The sequence below is a fragment of the Collinsella sp. CLA-ER-H7 genome (assembly GCF_040092345.1).
In the GTDB taxonomy this organism is placed as follows: domain Bacteria; phylum Actinomycetota; class Coriobacteriia; order Coriobacteriales; family Coriobacteriaceae; genus Collinsella.
Window position 1 is genome coordinate 74,167 of record NZ_JBBNLT010000011.1, and the last position, 15,733, is coordinate 89,899.

Genomic DNA, 15,733 nt, shown 5'->3' on the forward strand with positions numbered 1-15,733 from the left:
TCATGCCGTGAACCCGTCGGACTGGCTGCGGTGCTTGTTGAAGGCGTCCTTGAGGCTGGGGTAGCGCGCCTCCATGATTCGGGCGAAGGACGGCGCGAGGCCGTTGCGCACGCCCACGTGCAGCTCGTTGCGGACCATGTTCACGAGGTAGTTGGCGCTCACGTAGCCCTTCTTCGAGAGCCTCACGGCGTTCTCGACCATGTAGTTCCATGCGCCTGGGTTCTCGTCAATCCATCGGCGCGCGTCCTCCGCGTCCGCCTCGCCCTTGGCCCCGAGGCCGAATATCTCGAGCTGGCCGCTCTGGGGCTTGGGGTTGTACCGCTCGTCGTTACGCATGGACGCCCACCGCCTCGTATGCGGCCTGCGCGCTGTGCACCGCGCCGTCCATGGTCGGGATAATCCAGAGCCACAGCAGCGCGCACATGGCGAGCGCCGTCACGGTGATGCCGACCAGAAGCCCGGCCCTGAAGGCGTCCCTCTGCCTGTCGGCCTGCTCCTGCGCTGGCAGGCGGTAGCCCTCGCGTGCTACAATGCGGGGAGTCCTGTTGGACGTGCGGGCGCTCTTGGTGTGGTTGCTGGGGGTGCCCGCGTATCTGTTTTGGGGGGTCATTCTTCCTCCGTTCCTTGGTTGTCGCTTCTCGAAAACTTCTCGTCGATTTGGCGTTTTGCGCGGTATTTGCGGCTGTAGAGTCGCTGCCGCTCCTTGTTCACGCGGTCCTCCCTCTTCACCTCCTCATCCATCGCCCGCACCTGCTCGGCGATCTCGGAGGCGCGCTGCTCCCTTGTGCAGGAGACGCACCATCCGGTCCGGCTGGAAAGCGGCTTGAAGGTCTGCCGCCCGCAACGCGGGCATATCCAGCGCCTGCGGAGTGAGAGTCCGTATCTGGACGCTTGGACCTCCACCGCCCTCGCCGTCTTGCCGAGGGCCTCGGCTATGGCCACGGCCCCGTCCCCGGCGTGCTCCTCGAGGTAGCGGACTTCGCTGCTCGTCCACGTCATTACGCCCAGCGTCCCTTCCAGGACTTGAAGCGGCGCTGCAACTTCCGGCGCATGATGTCGAGCCTTTGGTTGCGGGGCATTACGCCACCGCCAGCGCGTGGAACTCGTCGAGCGTCACGCCGAGAATTCTGGAGAGGGCATAGGCCTCGGACAGGCTGAACTCATACGAGCCTTTGACCTTGTTGAAGAACGAGGAACGACTCATGCCAAGCTCGTCGGCGATTGAATCGCGCGTCCTGTTCTCCCTCTCGGCGTACTCATTGACTTTCTCGGACAGTTTCATTGCCTCTCCTTTCATAAGTACAAAACTTTGTACGTACCCAGTATTGTACAAAAGTTTGAACGGTGCAATACTTTGTACGTGTAAATATTTGGACTTACAGGGAGGGGCCATGGACTACCGTTATGTGCTTGCCTACTACCTCGAGAAGCAGGGGATGTCACCGGCCGAGTTGGCTCACAAGATCGGCTCCCCTCGTTCAACCATCTCCGCGCTTCTGAACGGAAGAGCGAAGGAGCCGACTCTCGGCAAGGCCAAGGCCATTGCTGACGCTCTTGGCGTATCTCTTGAAGAGATGGCTCGCAAAACGTACGAGGAATAGTGGTGATGTCCAATGAGCCTGAAGGGGATACGGAGAAAAATTCACTTGACTCAAGAGGAGGTCGCTACACGCCTGAACATTCCAAAGAAAACGTACGCAAACTACGAACGTGGAGTTCGAAGGCCGCCTGTTTCCATGTTGAAGCAGCTTTCTGATATGTATGACGTAACAATCGACGAGCTAATTTCGGCCGACGATGAAGCGCAAGACGACACTGCCAGAAGAAGGATTGCGCGTCGATTGAAGCAGCTTAGAAAAGAACGAGGCGTATCAGTTGATGAACTTGGGGTGGCCGTCGGCAAAAGCGGGAAGACCGTTAGCGCGTGGGAGGTTGGGCATGGCCAGCCGGACGCGGACGCCATGATTAAGCTATGCAGGCTCTTCGGTGTTGGCATCGCCGACTTCTACGGTGAGAGCGGCGACACTATGTCAAGCGACGAGCGCGATCTGGTCGATGTGTACAGGTCGCTCACCACTCAACACAAAGGCGTGCTGATCGCCACCGCAAACGCGCTGCTCGCTGCGCAGAATGAAGGGGCCGACAATGATCAATGAACAGCTTGAACTGACGTCATGGCGTCACTATGACTGCGTACCGCTCGAGTATGGGGACGAGCTTGGAATCGTCCCCGAGCCGGAGAACGAGTACGACCCCGACGCTATTGCCCTGTACAAGGGCGTAAAGAAGGTCGGATACGTCCCTGCGCACCAGACGAAGGTGCTACACCGTGCGAGGGAGGCCGGGGCAGTGCTCACGGCCACGGTCACGGTCGACGGCGACGAGGAGCTTGGGGTAAACCCAGTGGTGCTCGTCCAGGACTCCGAGGCGCGCGCACCCGAGCCGAAGGCGACCGTATCGCTCGGCATCCCACTCGGCGTGGCACTGGCTGTCGGCCTGGCTCTTTTAATCGGCGGTCTGTTCATCTGCGTGGCGTCGCTCTGGCACCTGTTCGACGGGACGTTCTTCCCGCGCCTGCTCGTCGGGTGGCTGATGATTCTGGCCGCATATCTCGTCTTTAAATACAACTAGACCCCACCGCCTCATGGTGCGAGGGATGGGGTCTGCCAGATAGCCGCCCGTTGGAGGGGCGATTCGATTATGCCAGAAGATATAAAGACCGCCGTCATATACGCCCGCTTCTCGTGCTCGAAGCAGCGCGAGGCCTCGATTGACGACCAGCTGCGCGTCTGCCGCGACTGGTGCGCGCGCGAGGGATACGCCATCGTAGGGGAGTATTCCGATTACGCCATGAGCGGCCGCAGCGACGACCGCCCCGAGTTCCAGCGCATGATTGCCAACGCGGGCGAGTCGGACATCGTGCTCGTGTACATGATGGACCGCTTCTCGCGCGACGAGTACGACGCGCCCGCGTACAAGCACGAGCTGCGCAGGAAGGGCGTCGAGGTCGTGTCGGCCATGGAGGCCATGCCGGACGGCCCCGAGCGCATCCTGATCGAGAAGATATACGAGGGCCTCGCGGCCGTGGAATCGGTCAAGACCTCCATGAGGACGCGGCGCGGGATGGAGGGCAACGCCCTCAAGTGCAAGACCAACGGCGTGCGCGTCTACGGTTACGGCCGCAACGAGGACGACGAGTACGTGGTGAACGAGGACGAGGCCGCGATAGTGCGCGAGGCGTTCCGGCGCTCCTGCGACCACGAGCCGGTCGACTCCATCGCCAGCGACTTCGCGCGGCGCGGCGTGACCACTAGGACGGGCAGGCCGTGCGGCTACTCGATGGTGTACCAGATGCTCCACAACAGGAAATACACGGGCTTCTATTCGTGGGGAGGCATAGAGGTGGACGGCGGCATGCCCCAGATTATCGACAAGGCGACCTTCGCCATCGCCCAGGAGGTGAAGCCGAAGAAGCGCCGGGCCTCGGAGGACTGGGGCACGTTCGCGCTGTCTGGCAGGGCGATCTGCTCGGAGTGCGGCCACAACATGGCCGGGACGTCGGGACGCGGCAAGAAGAACGTCAAGTACGAGTATTACGGCTGCCGCTGCGGTGCCAAGCCCGTCCGGCGCGACTGGCTCGAGCACGAGCTGGCCGAGGCCATCAGGGGGATGCTGCGCGACCGCGAGACGGCCCTCCGCATCTCCCACATGCTCTGGGACGAGCCGGAGCCGGAGATAGCCGACGCGCGCAGGCGGGCCGTGGCGTCGAGGCGCAAGGCCGAGAACGGCCTCCAGAACATCATGGCCGCCATCGAGCAGGGTATCGTGATGCCGGAGTTCACCGACCGCATAGCCCAGCTTCAGGCCCAGAAGGCCCGCGCCGAGCGCGATCTGGCCTCATACGACGAAGCGCGCATCGACCCCGAGGAGTTCGCGGACTTCCTCCAGTGCGGCGGCGGGATGGACGACGCGGCCGTCCTCGATTCCTTTGTCTATCAGGTGATGGTGACGCCGGAGGAGTGCGTGGCCACGCTCTACTGCGACGACGAACGCAACGAACCCGCACGACTTAGCATCGCACGGGTTCGCACATTTTCAGGTTGGTGCCCCCAGCGGGATTCGAACCCGCGATATCCACCTTGAAAGGGTGGCGTCCTTGGCCGCTAGACGATGGGGACAGCGGGAAAGAGTATAGCAGACTTTTTTAGCCGTTCACATATCGTTGGCAAACTGAAAAACCACCACAAAGGTGCCTGTCCCCTTTGTGGTGGTGAGGTGCTAGGGGAGGAGCTTCATGGCGGCGTCGTGGGCGGCGTGCTCGTAGGTGTCGTCGAGGGGCGTGAGCGGCAGCAGGGCTGTGGCCTGCGCATCGCCGCGGCGCTCGAGGGCGTGCGCGATCAGCCAGTCGGCGAGCTCGGGGTTCTTGGGCAGTGCCGGTCCGTGTAGGTACGTGCCGATGACGCCCTTGTAGATCAGGCCCTCAAAGCCATCGTCGCCGTTGTTGCCGGTGCCCGTGATGACGGACGTTCCGAGCGGCGTGGCCTCGGCGTCCAAAAGCGTGCGACCTCCATGGTTCTCGAATCCCACAAAGGGCTCAGGTGCCAGATCGGTTTTGACGGCTACGTTGCCGATCAGGCGATCGGAGCCGCGTACGGTTTCGGCGGCAATGACGCCCAGACCCTCAATGCGATCCTCACCCATATAGTACGAACGGCCGAGCAGCTGATAGCTGCCACAGATGGCAAGCAGCGAACCGCCGTCCTCAACATAGGATGCGACCTTGTCTTTTTGAGCGAGCAGTTCATGTGCAACCGCCAGCTGGTCGCGGTCGGAGCCACCGCCCATCATGACGATGTCGGCGTCGGTGAGATCGAGCGTCTCACCCATACGGACCTCGTCCACGCGAACGGGGATGCCGCGCCAGGCGCAGCGACGCTCGAGGGCGATAACGTTGCCGCCGTCGCCGTAGAGGTTGAGGGCATCGGGGTACAGGTAGACGATGCGCAGCGGGCGCGAAAGCTCGACCGGCGCGATGCCGACAGGAAGAGCGCTGCCGTCGGCACGGGCTACGGCGCGCCCGGCAACAGCGTCGGCGGTGGCGCCTTTCAGCCCGTCGAGCTCCTTGACCAGCGGCGGGAAGGCCGTGTAGTTGGCGACGGCGTAGAAGGTGTCATCGGCGGCCTCGTCTGCCACGGCGCCAATTGCCTGCGCGACGTCCGAGATAATCGCGGCATCGATGCCGGCGTACTTGAGGCGCACCTGCATGTCGTGCGCGCGCGTGCCTCCGGCAAAGGCGACAAGACCCGGCGTGTCGGCGATGCGCTCAAAGTCGACGTCGTAGATCCACGATACATCGTGGCCGTCGGCATCGTTGTCGTTGAGGAAGAAAGCGCAGAGCCTGCCGCCCGCCGTCTTAATGGACTGAATCTGGCGATCGAAGCCCACGGGATTCTTAGCCAGGTTGGCCTCGACAGTGCGGCCGGCGATATCCCAGCGCCCCATGCGTCCGCCGGCGGGGACGTAGGCATCGAGCGTAGGCTGTAGAAACGCCGTGTCCACGCCCAACTCGCGTGCGGCAAAGAAGGCGGCGGCAACGTTATAGACCATGTACAGGCCGTTGTAGCGCGTGGCGATGTGTGCGGCTGGCGCGCTGGAATCAGATCCAAACACCAGGTCAAAACCATAGCCGTTGCAGCCGAGCTCCACGCCCGTCACGCGACGGACCAGCGCGGGACGGGCCCAGCCGCACGAGGGGCAATGGTAGGCGCCGAGCTGGCCGTATTGCACGTAGTCATACTCCAGCGGCGCGTTGCACTGTGAGCAAAAACGTGAGTCGCTAATACGGTCGGACTCGGTGTTGGTGGCGCCGTCGATGCCAAAGGCGATGCTCGCGTTGGGAACGCGCGCGGCGATTGCGGCACACAGCGGGTCGTCGGCGTTGTAGATGAGCGTCGTTGCCGGCGAAAGCTCCAGCGCGTGGGCGATGACGTCCTGGGTGTGGTCAATCTCGCCATAGCGATCCAGCTGGTCGCGGAACAGGTTGAGCAGCACGAAGTACGTCGGCTTGAGCTTGGGCAGGACGCGCACGGTGTAGAGCTCATCGCATTCAAAAACGCCCACGCGCTTGCCGCTGTCAGTGTGCTTAAGGTCGCTGCGCGCCTCGAGCAGTGCGCCCACCACGCCCGGCTCCATGTTGTTGCCGGCGCGGTTGCATACCACGGTGGCACCGCTGGCGGCAACAGCGTCGGCGATGAGGTTGGAGGTGGTGGTCTTGCCGTTGGTGCCGGTGATCACCACGCTGCGGTCGACAAGGCCGGCGAGGTCGCTCAGCAACTCGGGGTCGATCTTCATGGCGATGCGGCCGGGGAGTACGCCACCCTGGCGCTTAAGGACGGAGCGCAGCCCCCAGCGAGCGATATCGCTCGAGGTGCAGGCAAGAGATGAGCGGAGGTTCATGAAACCGTTCCTAACGTAAACGACATGGTCGGGTCGAGTGCGTCACTAAAAACCGTAGCGGCGCGCAAATTCCTGGGCAAGCTGCGACACGTCTTCGCAGGCATTGGCCCAAGGGGCAAAGTCGGGAGTGTCCGAGATAATACCGTCCGCTTCCCAAACGGCCTGGTGCGAAAGATCCCAGGGATCGTGTGGCTCGGGCCGGCAGGGAAGGTACGGTGTCTGGTACATGGGGTTCAGTAAGAAGAACGCACCGCCCTCGCAACGATTGGCAAACTCACGCAGCGCGCGTGTCGCCGGGCGCATCTTGTTTGTTTTGAACAGCAGAATCGTGCGGGCGAGCAGATACCAAGGAGAGTTCTCAAGTGCGTCAGCCCCGATCTCTTCCTCGAGCTGGTGGGCCAGGGCAAAAAAGCCGTCCTGGTCTTCCAGACGAGCGAGGGCGAGCAACACGGTGCCTGCGGCTCGGGTGGGGTAGCCTTCCGCCTTAAGGACGCGGCGGGCGTAGTTGGCGGCAGCACGGTAGCGGGCGCTCGCCATGCACAGCTGCGAGATGGCCTCGAGCGTGTGGAGCCACCCGATAAGTGCCGGCTCGCTCACGGTGAGATCTGCCGCCGTCACACCGTCCGTCAAAACCTTGTTGGCCCAGTAGTGTGGGGCCTCCATATCGAACCCGGGCACACTTTGCTGCAGGTAATCGGCCGTGGTCGCCTCGAGCTTCATCAGGTCGCCCAGACAGGCGTCAACGGGCGTGTCGGCCAGGATGATGGCGAGCAGCTGCGCGTCGACGGCCAGTGCATCGACGCGGACAATTTTGAGCAGCTCATCGCGCATGTCGTCGAACAGGCGATTACGCGTCTGTTCGAACTCCTCGTCACTGCCCATGTCCTCGATGCGATGGAGCTCGTCGAGCAGGTGGCGATGAACACCGGCATAGGACAGCAGCGCCTGGGCATGCTCGGTCTGCGCATACTTGTGAGGGTTGACGCTTACGTCGTTATGGACAAGCTCGCGTGCTGCATCGGTGAGCTCGGGGTGCGATGCCAGATAGGTGCGCTCCAGGTAGGCGGGGATGTAGACGCTCGGATCCATTAGAGGTCTCCTCCCTTAAACGGCAAACCCTGCTCGGCCGCCCGCAGGATGCGCTCATCGATTTGGGAACGCACGATATCGTTGGTGGCGACCCAGGCGGCAAAGCTGGCGTTGTCGGGGGCGCCCAGGCCCTCCTGCAGTACCGGCGTCGCCTCGGACAGCGCAAGGACAAGCTCGTCGGTGGAGCCCACACCCACGTTGACGCGGGCATAGACGCCATCGGGAAACTCGGTTTGGAAGTAGAGCGCCTCGGCCGCGTGCGGGCACGAGCGTGCAAGGATGCGCAAATAGTGCTCGGCGCCCTCGTAGTCCAGCTCGCGCCAGGCTGCGCTCATCAGTGCGATGAGCGTCCATGGGTCCAAGTCGCGCTCCGCATCCTTGGGACGACGGCGCAGCGGCGTGTTGGCGAGATAGGGGACGGAGTGGATAGAGCGAAAGCGCTTGAGCTCCTCGGCGGGGTATTCGAGCTTTGCCATGGCGAGCATCGCGGTGTGGCGGACACCAGCGGGGTCGTTGGGTGCAAAGTCCAGGCTGCGGTTTGCGGCTTCGAGCGACATGCGGTAGCGTCCGCTAATGAGGGCGCGCGATGCCAAGGCGGCAAGCCAGCGCAGATAGGGGCGGCGCGTAAGGTCGCCTGCGGCCTCGCGCTCGTAGGGGTCCTGCGCCGAAGCGATCTTGAGCGCCAGATCGTGCTCCACCTCGTCGCACTTGGACACCAGGTACTGCACGTATTCCTCGTTGGATTCGGCGGTGAGTGCCGTCAGCATGCGCTGGGCATCCCAGTTGGCCGGATCGAGTGCGGCCGCCTCGCGGAGCATGTTCTCGGCAGCTGCCTCTTCCTGCTCTGCCTGGGCATCGTCGGGGATAAAGGGAATGCGGTAGTCGACGGCCTCGACCACCTTGGCAATGAGGTGTCCGGCGCGGTCGCGGTCGTGCACGATGAGCGGTGCGGGGTCGCGGGTGAATTGTTCCATCAGACGCTCTACGGCGGCAGCGTCGGTGAGCGGGATATTGTCGCGGCGCAAGGCCTCAAGAACGAGGCGATGGCAATCCTCTTGAATGGGATCGAATGCCATGGGGCCTCCTTTGCTGCGGTTAGGGTTCAGATGTTTCTATATAAGGTTCTAGTTTACCCGCATGTGGCACACCGGGGGTGCCGCACTTGGACTTGCACCTTTGCACCACGAAGTCGGATGTCGCACAAATGTCGGCACCATGGACGGCCGAGTGGTATCACGGTGCCGCAAACGGTCGATTTTTGGCGGCGAACGGTGCATATTTTGGAGGGGCACTGTCCTGCCCGGGATATGTAGTCAACCTTGATAAAACGTTTGCCCAGCTTGGGAGTATGAATGCCGCACAAGGGTCTTCAGGGATAGAAAAAACGTTTCATCATTGGCGGCTTTAGGTGAATAACTGACCAACCAGAACGGTAAAATAGTGTTTGTCTGAGCGTTGAGACGTTTAGACATCGCGCATTGTCATCGCCGGCAACGCGCAAACCGGTCCTAACGGAGCCAATTGGGTGCTCCGTTATATACGCAAGTCTAAGAGGGGCTTGTTTAGGAGGCACAGTATGGGACGTTTTACCAATCCTCGCGATCTGTACTTTGGTGAGGGCGCTCGCCACGAGGTGAAGAACCTCAAGGGCAAGAAGGCCATCATCGTTTCTGGCGGCAGCTCTATGCGCCGCGGCGGGTTCCTGCAGGACGTCGAGAACGACCTTAAGGAAGGCGGCTTCGAGGTCAAGCTGTTCGAGGGCGTCGAGTCCGACCCGTCCATCGAGACGGTCATGAAGGGCGCCGAGGCCATGCGCGAGTTCGAGCCCGACTGGATTATCGCCATCGGTGGCGGCTCGCCCATCGATGCCGCTAAGGCCATGTGGGTCTTCTACGAGTATCCCGAGGAGTCCTTCGACAACATCATCCAGCCGTTCAGCTTCCCCGAGCTGCGTCAGAAGGCTCATTTCTGCGCCATCTCCTCTACCTCCGGCACCGCTACCGAGGTCACCGCGTTCTCCGTCATTACCGACTACGCCAAGGGCATCAAGTACCCGCTGGCCGACTTCAACATCACCCCTGATGTCGCCATCGTCGACCCCGAGCTCACCTACACCATGCCCGCCAAGCTGTGCGCTCACACCGGCATGGATGCTCTGACCCACTGCATGGAGGCCTACGTTTCCACCTGTGCCTCTATGTTCACCGACGCCAACGCTCTGCACGGCATCCGCGAGATCGTCGAGTGGCTGCCCAAGTCCTATGCTGGCGACCATGAGGCCCGTCAGCACATGCACGAGGCTCAGTGCATCGCCGGTATCGCCTTCTCCTCGGGCCTGCTTGGCATCGTTCACTCCATGGCTCACAAGACCGGTGCTGCCTTTGAGAACGGCCACATCATCCACGGTGCTGCTAACGCCATGTACCTGGGCAAGGTCATCCAGTGGAACTCCAAGGACCCGCGTGCTGCCGAGCGTTACGCTTACGTGGCCAAGGAGATCCTGCACCTTCCCGGCGAGACCAACGAGGAGCTCATCGCTGCGCTCGTTCAGAAGATCCGCGACCTCAACGACCAGCTCAACATTCCGCAGTCCATCAAGGATTACGCGAATGGTGGCGTGAAGGTCGACGCCGAGAACCCGCAGATGGTTTCCGAGGAGGAGTTCCTCGCCAAGCTGCCCGAGATCGCCGCGAACGCCGAGCAGGACGCCTGCACGCCCGAGAACCCGCGTGAGACCAAGGCTGCCGACTTCGAGAAGATTCTCAAGGCCTGCTACTACGACACCGACATCGATTTCTAATCGACTCTTGTTATCGTAACGAGGGGCTCCGCACGTATCTGTACGGAGCCCCTTTCTTTTTTAGAGAATGGGATAGTTATGGCTGCAATTTTCAATAGCCCCAGCAAGTACATCCAGGGTCCGGACGAGCTCGCCAAGCTCGGCTCCTATGTCGAGCCGCTCGGCGCTAAGGCCCTCGTCATCGTGACACCTTCGGGCAAGAAGCGCGTCGGTGCCAAGATCGAGGGCGGCTTTGCCGAGGCTAAGGCCGAGCTGCTGTTTGAGGACTTTAACGGCGAGTGCTCCAAGGGCGAGGTCGATCGCCTGGTTGCGCTCGCTCGCGACAACGGTTGCGATATCGTCGTCGGTGTCGGTGGCGGCAAGATCCTCGACACCGCCAAGGCCGTCGCCTACTACCTAGAGTCCCCGGTTATCATTTGCCCCACCATTGCTTCGACCGATGCCCCGTGTTCGGCGCTTTCGGTGCTTTATACCGATGACGGCCAGTTCGATAAATATCTCTTCCTTAAGGCAAACCCCAACATTGTCCTGATGGATACGACGGTTATCGCGGCGAGCCCGGTGCGCCTGACGGTTTCCGGTATGGGCGATGCGCTCGCAACCTACTTCGAGGCCCAGGCGACGCACGATGCCGACGGTGGCACTTGTGCCGGCGGCAAGGGCGGCATGGCCGGCCTGGCGCTCGCCAAGCTCTGCTACGAGACGCTTATGGCCGATGGCGTCAAGGCCAAGGTTGCGCTGGAGAAGGGTGCGCTCACGCCTGCCGTCGAGCACATCATCGAGGCCAATACGCTGCTTTCGGGCATTGGCTTTGAGAGCTCGGGCCTTGCTGCTGCTCATGCCATCCACAATGGCCTGACGATGCTGCCCGAGTGCCACGGCATGTATCACGGCGAGAAGGTCGCCTTTGGCACTATCGTCCAGCTGGTACTTGAGGATGCCCCGACCGAGAAGCTCGAGGAAGTCTTGGGCTTCTGCATTGAGCTTGGCCTGCCGGTCACGATGAAGGAACTTGGCGTTGCCGAGCTTACGCGCGAGCAAGCCATGATTGTTGCCGAGGCCGCCTGCGCGCCCGATGACACCATGTGCAACATGCCGTTTGAGGTGACGCCCGAGATGGTCGCAAACGCCATCCTGGGCGCCGACGCGCTGGGCCACTACTATCTCATGGATGAGTAAATCAAGCTAAGGAAGGGGCAAAGCCAACAGATGGCTTTGCCCCTTTTTGCTATGGTGCAAAGGGGCAAGGTTACTTTGCACCAATCGTTGTTTGATGAAGGGCGGATTCTCGTATGGCGCTTCCTATGGTTTACGGCGGTCCCGGCCGGTATGTTCAGGGGCCGGGCGAACTGTCGCGTCAAGGCAGGTATTTGTCATGGTTGGGCTGCGCTGCCTATGTCTTGTTTGACCAAGGCACCGAGGATCGGCTGTGCAGGCAGATCGTCGATGGATTTCTGGACGAAGATCTAAGCGAGCCGTTCTTTAAGATTTATGACGGTCCGTGTACGGAAGAGGCCGTTGTCGAAATGGCTAAGGAAGCCCAGGCCGAGTATTGCGACATGGTAGTGGGTATTGGCGGCGGCAAGATGCTCGATATCGCCAAGGCCGTTGCGTTTTATGCCGAGTAGCCGTTGTGCGTATGCCCCACGGCGGCTTCGATGGACGGTCCGTGCAGCGAGATTTCCGATGCCGATTTGCAGGGTGTTGCAAATGCGGTCTTTAGAAACGAGCGCAATATGGCCAACGAGCAGGCCAAGGTGACCAAACAAAAACTCGTGCAGCTCATGTGCGAGGCATAGCTTGGCACTTGATTGACCTTGTGCAATCGAGGCGGCGATAGGCCATGGGCTATTTGCCGCAAAGATGCTCCGCGTGTAATTTGCCCGAGGCGTGGGCCGATAGCGTATCATTATCTCTTGCTTGTTTGCACTGCTCAGGGAGGGGCCGCGCATGGCGCAGGAACACGATCTGTTTGATGACATTATCGAGATCAGCAAGGGTTTCGACTTTCTTAAAAATCCGCTTGGCGGCGTGACCGATGCACTCGATCCGTCGGCGCCGCAGTGGAATCCTGCCGACTACAAGGAGCGCCCGCGCGGCAATACCATTCCGTGCCTGACCTGCAAAAACGAAAAGAGCGGCTGCACCGCGTGCATGGACGTGTGCCCGGTCAACGCTATCGAGGTCGAGGAAGACGCCATCGAGATCCTCGACTCCTGTCGCAAGTGCGGCCTGTGCGCCGCTGCCTGCCCGACCGAGGCGATCATCTCGCCGCGCCTGGCGCCTAAAAACCTGTATGACGATATCGTCTCTGCTGCTACGAGCCACGAGACCGCCTACGTCACCTGCACGCGTGCCCTCAAACGCATGCCGCGCGAAAACGAGGTCGTCGTTGCCTGCGTGGGCGATATTACGGCAGAGACCTGGTTCTCGGTACTGGCCGACTATCCCAACGTGAGTGTGTACCTGCCGTTGGGCGTGTGCGATAAATGCCGCAACACCGGCGGCGAGGACATTCTGGGCGAGGCGATTGCGAAGGCCGAGGAGTGGTCCGGCACGGGTATGGGCTTGGAGGTCGACCCCAAGAGCCTCAAATGCCATAAGCGCCGCGAGTACGAGCGCAAGGAGTACATGGAAAAAATTGCCCGCACCACGGGCCTGACGGTGACCAAGCTCAATCCGGCGACGGCGGCGCTGGCCTCGGTGACGCAGAAGCTCAAAGCCCATCGCCATCAGATTACCCAGCTGGAGCGCACGCTCAACACCATGTGCGGCACCACGACGACCAAGCGTCGCCGTTCGCTCACCCATGGGCGGCAGCTGGTGCTCTCGACACTGCAGAACCATCCCGAGCTTGCCCAGAATATGCAGGTGAGCACGCCGGAGTGCGATTTTGAAAAGTGCACGTCGTGCGGCGAGTGCGTCAACGTGTGCCCCACGTTTGCCTGTGATCTGGTGGGAAGCGGCCGCTTTGCGTTGGAGTCCACGTATTGTTTAGGCTGCGGCGCCTGTGTCAAGGTTTGTCCTGAGCGTGCGCTCAAGCTTGTTGAGCACGACGCGTCCAATCTGGTCGTCGTCGATCCCGAAGCCGAGGAAAAGGCCGCCCAGAAGGCGAAGGCTCACGAAGAAGCTGAGAAGGTCAAGGCCGAAGCAAAGGCCAAGCTCGACAAGATGCTCGATCAGGTGGAGAAGCTCGCGGACTAGCTAAAAGAGCGTAAATGATGGCCGGTGGAACAGGTACTGCCCCGCCGGCCAAAAAAGTTGCGGTGGAATAGTTCCCGTTTTGCCCTTAAGCTGGCCATTCAAGGAACTATTCCACCGCAACTAATAGACAGTTAGCTCATACTGCTCTGATGGGTCTCGCTGCCGTTATTGCGGCGGGTGACCGTTTCGTGGAGTAAAAAGAAGCTGGGAACCTGTTTGGTCTCGGTGTATTCCATAAGGATACCGTCGGCGTTGTAGGTCTGTCCGCGTACAACAGCGAGTGCGTTAAAGTCGTCGAGATCGAGCACGCGTGCATCCTCGGGCGTGGGATGCTCAATCGTTACATCGCGTTTGCCCGTGGCAATCTTAATGCCAAGGTCTTCTTCGAGGTAACGATAGATCGAGTCGTTGACAATCTCGGGTGTCAGCCCCGGTACCTGTGAGCTTAGGTAATAGGAGTCGTCGGAGCACACGGCCCGTCCGTCTGCATAACGGATGCGTTTGGCACGCGTGAGCTCACAGCCTTCAGGAAACCCGGTAATCTTGGAGAGCGCCTTGTTGCAGACGAGGAGCTCAAAGACAGTAGTAACCGTTTTGAGCTCAAAGCCTCGGCTGGCCGCGATTTCCTTAAAGGTCTCGAGTCCGCCGCCACCACCACGACTCTTCTCGTCACTGATGTTGCGAATGACGCGCATGCCTTTGCCTTGCTGGGGGAGCACGTAACCATCTGCCGCAAGCATCGAGATGGCGCGACGGACCGTCATACGCGAACAGTCAAACAGCTGCGTGAGCTCAGTCTCCGAAGGCAGATAACTCTGATAGGCGTAAGTGCCGTCGTCAATCGACTGCTTCACGTTGTCATAAATAGTTTGGAAGATGGCTCGCGCCACGACGGTCTCCTAGAGCTGAGTGCGCGAGCGGTGGATGAGGACCGCTCGCGCAGGTGTCGATCGATTTACTTGCTGGGGTCGATTATATATTTACCCATGGCACGCAGAGCTGGGTCTGACAGGATGGCGCCGAGTTCGTCGAGGGAAGCCACCTTGGCGACCATCGAGGATACGTCGAGCCTGCCAGAGTCGATGAGCTCGAGCGCGCGACGCTGCGTATAAGGGTTGATGTAGGACGAGGTAAGCACAAGCTCCTTCTGGAAGACCTCGAAGGGCTTGACGGTGATTGTCTCATCGGGCTTGGTGAGGCCGAACATCATGACCGTAGCCTTGTGGCCGGCAATCTGGATGGCCTGCTCGATGGTGACGGGCTTGCCAACACACTCGATAACGACATCGACGTTGCCGACGCCCTCCTGCTTCAGGCGGGCCGGGACATCCTCGTGGATGGAATCAATTGCCAGGTCGGCGCCGAGTTTGAGCGCAACCTCGCGCTTGCCTTCGACAGGCTCGAGCAAGACGACCTTGGTGGCGCCGGCGTTTTTGGCGAGCTGCATCATGAGCAGACCGATCATGCCACCGCCGATAACGACAACTGTGCTGCCGGGCTTGATGTTGCACATATCGATGCCGTGCAGGCAGCAGGCGACGGGCTCGGTCATGGCGCCCTGCTCAAAGCTGGTGTGATCGCCCAACTTGTAGACTTGCTGCATATCGACGGAGCAGTACTCGGCAAAGCCGCCGTTAACGGTGGTGCCGTAACCGGTCATATGCTCGCAGTAGTGGTTGATTCCGTCGCGGCAGGGTTCGCAGCAGCCGCAGGGATGGTTTGGGTCGATGCACACGCGATCGCCCGGTTTAAAGCCGGTGACATCGCTGCCCACGGCCTCGACAACGCCCGCAAACTCATGACCAAGGATCGTGGGCGGGGTAACGTCGGCTGCACCCTTGTCGCCTTCATAGATATGCACGTCGGTGCCGCAGACGCCGCAAGCTTTGACGTTGATCAGAACGTCACGCTTGCCCACGGTCGGTTTTGTCGAATCCTCGACCCTGAGATCGTGCTTTCCATAGAAGACCGCGCTTTTCATGGTGACTCCTTAACGTAGCGGTGAATGTTGTAATGAAGTATAGGTATGTCTATAGATATAGACAAGCACATCTAGACAAGTAGAAAAGAAATTTATAATGCAGCCATCAGCTATGTCAGATTTAACAGGCGAAATACTGGACATATACCGTTTACGGCCAATAATCAACCGTTTACCGACCGTAGTATTTATGCTAACTTGTC

18 protein-coding genes and 1 tRNA gene are annotated in these 15,733 nt (G+C 60.7%); 8 read left to right on the forward strand and 11 right to left on the reverse strand.

Features of this window, described 5'->3' with window-relative positions; genetic code table 11:
* The 4 genes from AAAX75_RS07695 to AAAX75_RS07710 all read right to left on the reverse strand — a co-directional run bounded on the left by AAAX75_RS07695 (position 1) and on the right by AAAX75_RS07710 (position 1,282).
* Entirely contained in the window at positions 1-336 is a 336-nt protein-coding gene (locus tag AAAX75_RS07695; protein ID WP_349091687.1) for a hypothetical protein, read from the reverse strand.
* A complete protein-coding gene (locus AAAX75_RS07700) occupies positions 329-610 on the reverse strand; it encodes a hypothetical protein (RefSeq protein ID WP_349091688.1) in 282 nt (93 codons plus the stop codon). Before AAAX75_RS07700 ends, AAAX75_RS07695 begins: the two co-directional genes overlap by 8 nt.
* A complete protein-coding gene (locus tag AAAX75_RS07705; protein WP_349091689.1) occupies positions 607-999 on the reverse strand; it encodes a hypothetical protein in 393 nt (130 codons plus the stop codon). The genes AAAX75_RS07700 and AAAX75_RS07705 overlap by 4 nt, the downstream gene beginning before the upstream one ends.
* Before the next feature lie 79 nt (positions 1,000-1,078).
* Entirely contained in the window at positions 1,079-1,282 is a 204-nt protein-coding gene (locus AAAX75_RS07710; RefSeq protein ID WP_349091690.1) for a helix-turn-helix transcriptional regulator, read from the reverse strand.
* A gap of 109 nt (positions 1,283-1,391) precedes the next feature.
* Here AAAX75_RS07710 and AAAX75_RS07715 point away from each other — a divergent pair, with 109 nt between their 5' ends.
* The 3 genes from AAAX75_RS07715 to AAAX75_RS07725 are packed head-to-tail and all read left to right on the forward strand — an operon-like array spanning position 1,392 to position 2,631.
* Positions 1,392-1,601, forward strand: coding sequence for a helix-turn-helix transcriptional regulator (locus AAAX75_RS07715; RefSeq protein ID WP_349091691.1), 210 nt, complete (start codon positions 1,392-1,394; stop codon positions 1,599-1,601).
* Positions 1,602-1,613: 12 nt separating this feature from the next.
* Complete coding sequence (locus tag AAAX75_RS07720) at positions 1,614-2,156, forward strand: helix-turn-helix transcriptional regulator (protein ID WP_349091692.1); 543 nt, start codon at positions 1,614-1,616, stop codon at positions 2,154-2,156.
* Positions 2,146-2,631 carry an HIRAN domain-containing protein gene (locus AAAX75_RS07725; RefSeq protein WP_349091693.1) on the forward strand — a complete coding sequence of 162 codons (486 nt, stop codon included), beginning with the start codon at positions 2,146-2,148 and terminating at the stop codon, positions 2,629-2,631. The genes AAAX75_RS07720 and AAAX75_RS07725 overlap by 11 nt, the downstream gene beginning before the upstream one ends.
* Before the next feature lie 212 nt (positions 2,632-2,843).
* On the opposite strand, the gene AAAX75_RS07730 is transcribed toward AAAX75_RS07725, so the two are convergent.
* From AAAX75_RS07730 to AAAX75_RS07750, 5 genes are all read right to left on the reverse strand, one after another.
* The gene (locus tag AAAX75_RS07730; RefSeq protein WP_349091694.1) at positions 2,844-3,098 is read right to left on the reverse strand and encodes a hypothetical protein; all 255 of its coding nucleotides are present in this window, start codon (positions 3,096-3,098) and stop codon (positions 2,844-2,846) included.
* Positions 3,099-4,101: 1,003 nt separating this feature from the next.
* A tRNA-Glu gene (locus tag AAAX75_RS07735) sits at positions 4,102-4,178 on the reverse strand.
* Positions 4,179-4,278: 100 nt separating this feature from the next.
* Complete coding sequence (locus tag AAAX75_RS07740; protein WP_349091695.1) at positions 4,279-6,456, reverse strand: MurT ligase domain-containing protein; 2,178 nt, start codon at positions 6,454-6,456, stop codon at positions 4,279-4,281.
* A gap of 45 nt (positions 6,457-6,501) precedes the next feature.
* Positions 6,502-7,545, reverse strand: a complete 1,044-nt coding sequence (locus AAAX75_RS07745; protein WP_349091696.1) for a hypothetical protein — start codon at positions 7,543-7,545, stop codon at positions 6,502-6,504.
* Positions 7,545-8,621 (reverse strand): hypothetical protein, encoded by a 1,077-nt coding sequence (locus AAAX75_RS07750; protein WP_349091698.1) that lies wholly within the window; start codon positions 8,619-8,621, stop codon positions 7,545-7,547. The genes AAAX75_RS07745 and AAAX75_RS07750 overlap by 1 nt, the downstream gene beginning before the upstream one ends.
* Before the next feature lie 500 nt (positions 8,622-9,121).
* Between AAAX75_RS07750 and AAAX75_RS07755 the strand changes: the two genes are divergently transcribed.
* The 5 genes from AAAX75_RS07755 to AAAX75_RS07775 all read left to right on the forward strand — a co-directional run bounded on the left by AAAX75_RS07755 (position 9,122) and on the right by AAAX75_RS07775 (position 13,549).
* Positions 9,122-10,345 (forward strand): iron-containing alcohol dehydrogenase, encoded by a 1,224-nt coding sequence (locus AAAX75_RS07755; RefSeq protein ID WP_006234677.1) that lies wholly within the window; start codon positions 9,122-9,124, stop codon positions 10,343-10,345.
* 78 nt (positions 10,346-10,423) lie between these two features.
* Positions 10,424-11,524, forward strand: a complete 1,101-nt coding sequence (locus AAAX75_RS07760; RefSeq protein ID WP_117848094.1) for a glycerol dehydrogenase — start codon at positions 10,424-10,426, stop codon at positions 11,522-11,524.
* 125 nt (positions 11,525-11,649) lie between these two features.
* Positions 11,650-11,973, forward strand: coding sequence for an iron-containing alcohol dehydrogenase (locus AAAX75_RS07765; protein WP_349091704.1), 324 nt, complete (start codon positions 11,650-11,652; stop codon positions 11,971-11,973).
* A gap of 30 nt (positions 11,974-12,003) precedes the next feature.
* Positions 12,004-12,144, forward strand: coding sequence for a hypothetical protein (locus tag AAAX75_RS07770; RefSeq protein WP_349091699.1), 141 nt, complete (start codon positions 12,004-12,006; stop codon positions 12,142-12,144).
* 151 nt (positions 12,145-12,295) lie between these two features.
* The gene (locus tag AAAX75_RS07775; RefSeq protein ID WP_349091701.1) at positions 12,296-13,549 is read left to right on the forward strand and encodes a 4Fe-4S binding protein; all 1,254 of its coding nucleotides are present in this window, start codon (positions 12,296-12,298) and stop codon (positions 13,547-13,549) included.
* 131 nt (positions 13,550-13,680) lie between these two features.
* Here the strand turns inward: AAAX75_RS07775 and AAAX75_RS07780 are convergent, their stop codons facing one another.
* The gene (locus AAAX75_RS07780; RefSeq protein ID WP_349091702.1) at positions 13,681-14,439 is read right to left on the reverse strand and encodes a GntR family transcriptional regulator; all 759 of its coding nucleotides are present in this window, start codon (positions 14,437-14,439) and stop codon (positions 13,681-13,683) included.
* Between the two features lie 65 nt (positions 14,440-14,504).
* Positions 14,505-15,530 (reverse strand): zinc-dependent alcohol dehydrogenase family protein, encoded by a 1,026-nt coding sequence (locus AAAX75_RS07785; protein WP_152068624.1) that lies wholly within the window; start codon positions 15,528-15,530, stop codon positions 14,505-14,507.
* Positions 15,531-15,733 lie beyond the last annotated feature (203 nt).

Bases quoted from the DNA above. Each gene is read 5' to 3' on its own strand.
- AAAX75_RS07775 (WP_349091701.1), top strand. From the start codon at position 12,296: ATGGCGCAGGAACACGATCTGTTTGATGACATTATCGAGATCAGCAAG.
- AAAX75_RS07770 (WP_349091699.1), top strand. From the start codon at position 12,004: ATGGACGGTCCGTGCAGCGAGATTTCCGATGCCGATTTGCAGGGTGTT.
- AAAX75_RS07785 (WP_152068624.1), bottom strand. From the start codon at position 15,530: ATGAAAAGCGCGGTCTTCTATGGAAAGCACGATCTCAGGGTCGAGGAT.
- AAAX75_RS07760 (WP_117848094.1), top strand. From the start codon at position 10,424: ATGGCTGCAATTTTCAATAGCCCCAGCAAGTACATCCAGGGTCCGGAC.
- AAAX75_RS07765 (WP_349091704.1), top strand. From the start codon at position 11,650: ATGGTTTACGGCGGTCCCGGCCGGTATGTTCAGGGGCCGGGCGAACTG.
- AAAX75_RS07740 (WP_349091695.1), bottom strand. From the start codon at position 6,456: ATGAACCTCCGCTCATCTCTTGCCTGCACCTCGAGCGATATCGCTCGC.
- AAAX75_RS07705 (WP_349091689.1), bottom strand. From the start codon at position 999: ATGACGTGGACGAGCAGCGAAGTCCGCTACCTCGAGGAGCACGCCGGG.
- AAAX75_RS07715 (WP_349091691.1), top strand. From the start codon at position 1,392: ATGGACTACCGTTATGTGCTTGCCTACTACCTCGAGAAGCAGGGGATG.
- AAAX75_RS07725 (WP_349091693.1), top strand. From the start codon at position 2,146: ATGATCAATGAACAGCTTGAACTGACGTCATGGCGTCACTATGACTGC.
- AAAX75_RS07700 (WP_349091688.1), bottom strand. From the start codon at position 610: ATGACCCCCCAAAACAGATACGCGGGCACCCCCAGCAACCACACCAAG.
- AAAX75_RS07710 (WP_349091690.1), bottom strand. From the start codon at position 1,282: ATGAAACTGTCCGAGAAAGTCAATGAGTACGCCGAGAGGGAGAACAGG.
- AAAX75_RS07720 (WP_349091692.1), top strand. From the start codon at position 1,614: ATGAGCCTGAAGGGGATACGGAGAAAAATTCACTTGACTCAAGAGGAG.
- AAAX75_RS07745 (WP_349091696.1), bottom strand. From the start codon at position 7,545: ATGGATCCGAGCGTCTACATCCCCGCCTACCTGGAGCGCACCTATCTG.
- AAAX75_RS07750 (WP_349091698.1), bottom strand. From the start codon at position 8,621: ATGGCATTCGATCCCATTCAAGAGGATTGCCATCGCCTCGTTCTTGAG.
- AAAX75_RS07695 (WP_349091687.1), bottom strand. From the start codon at position 336: ATGCGTAACGACGAGCGGTACAACCCCAAGCCCCAGAGCGGCCAGCTC.
- AAAX75_RS07755 (WP_006234677.1), top strand. From the start codon at position 9,122: ATGGGACGTTTTACCAATCCTCGCGATCTGTACTTTGGTGAGGGCGCT.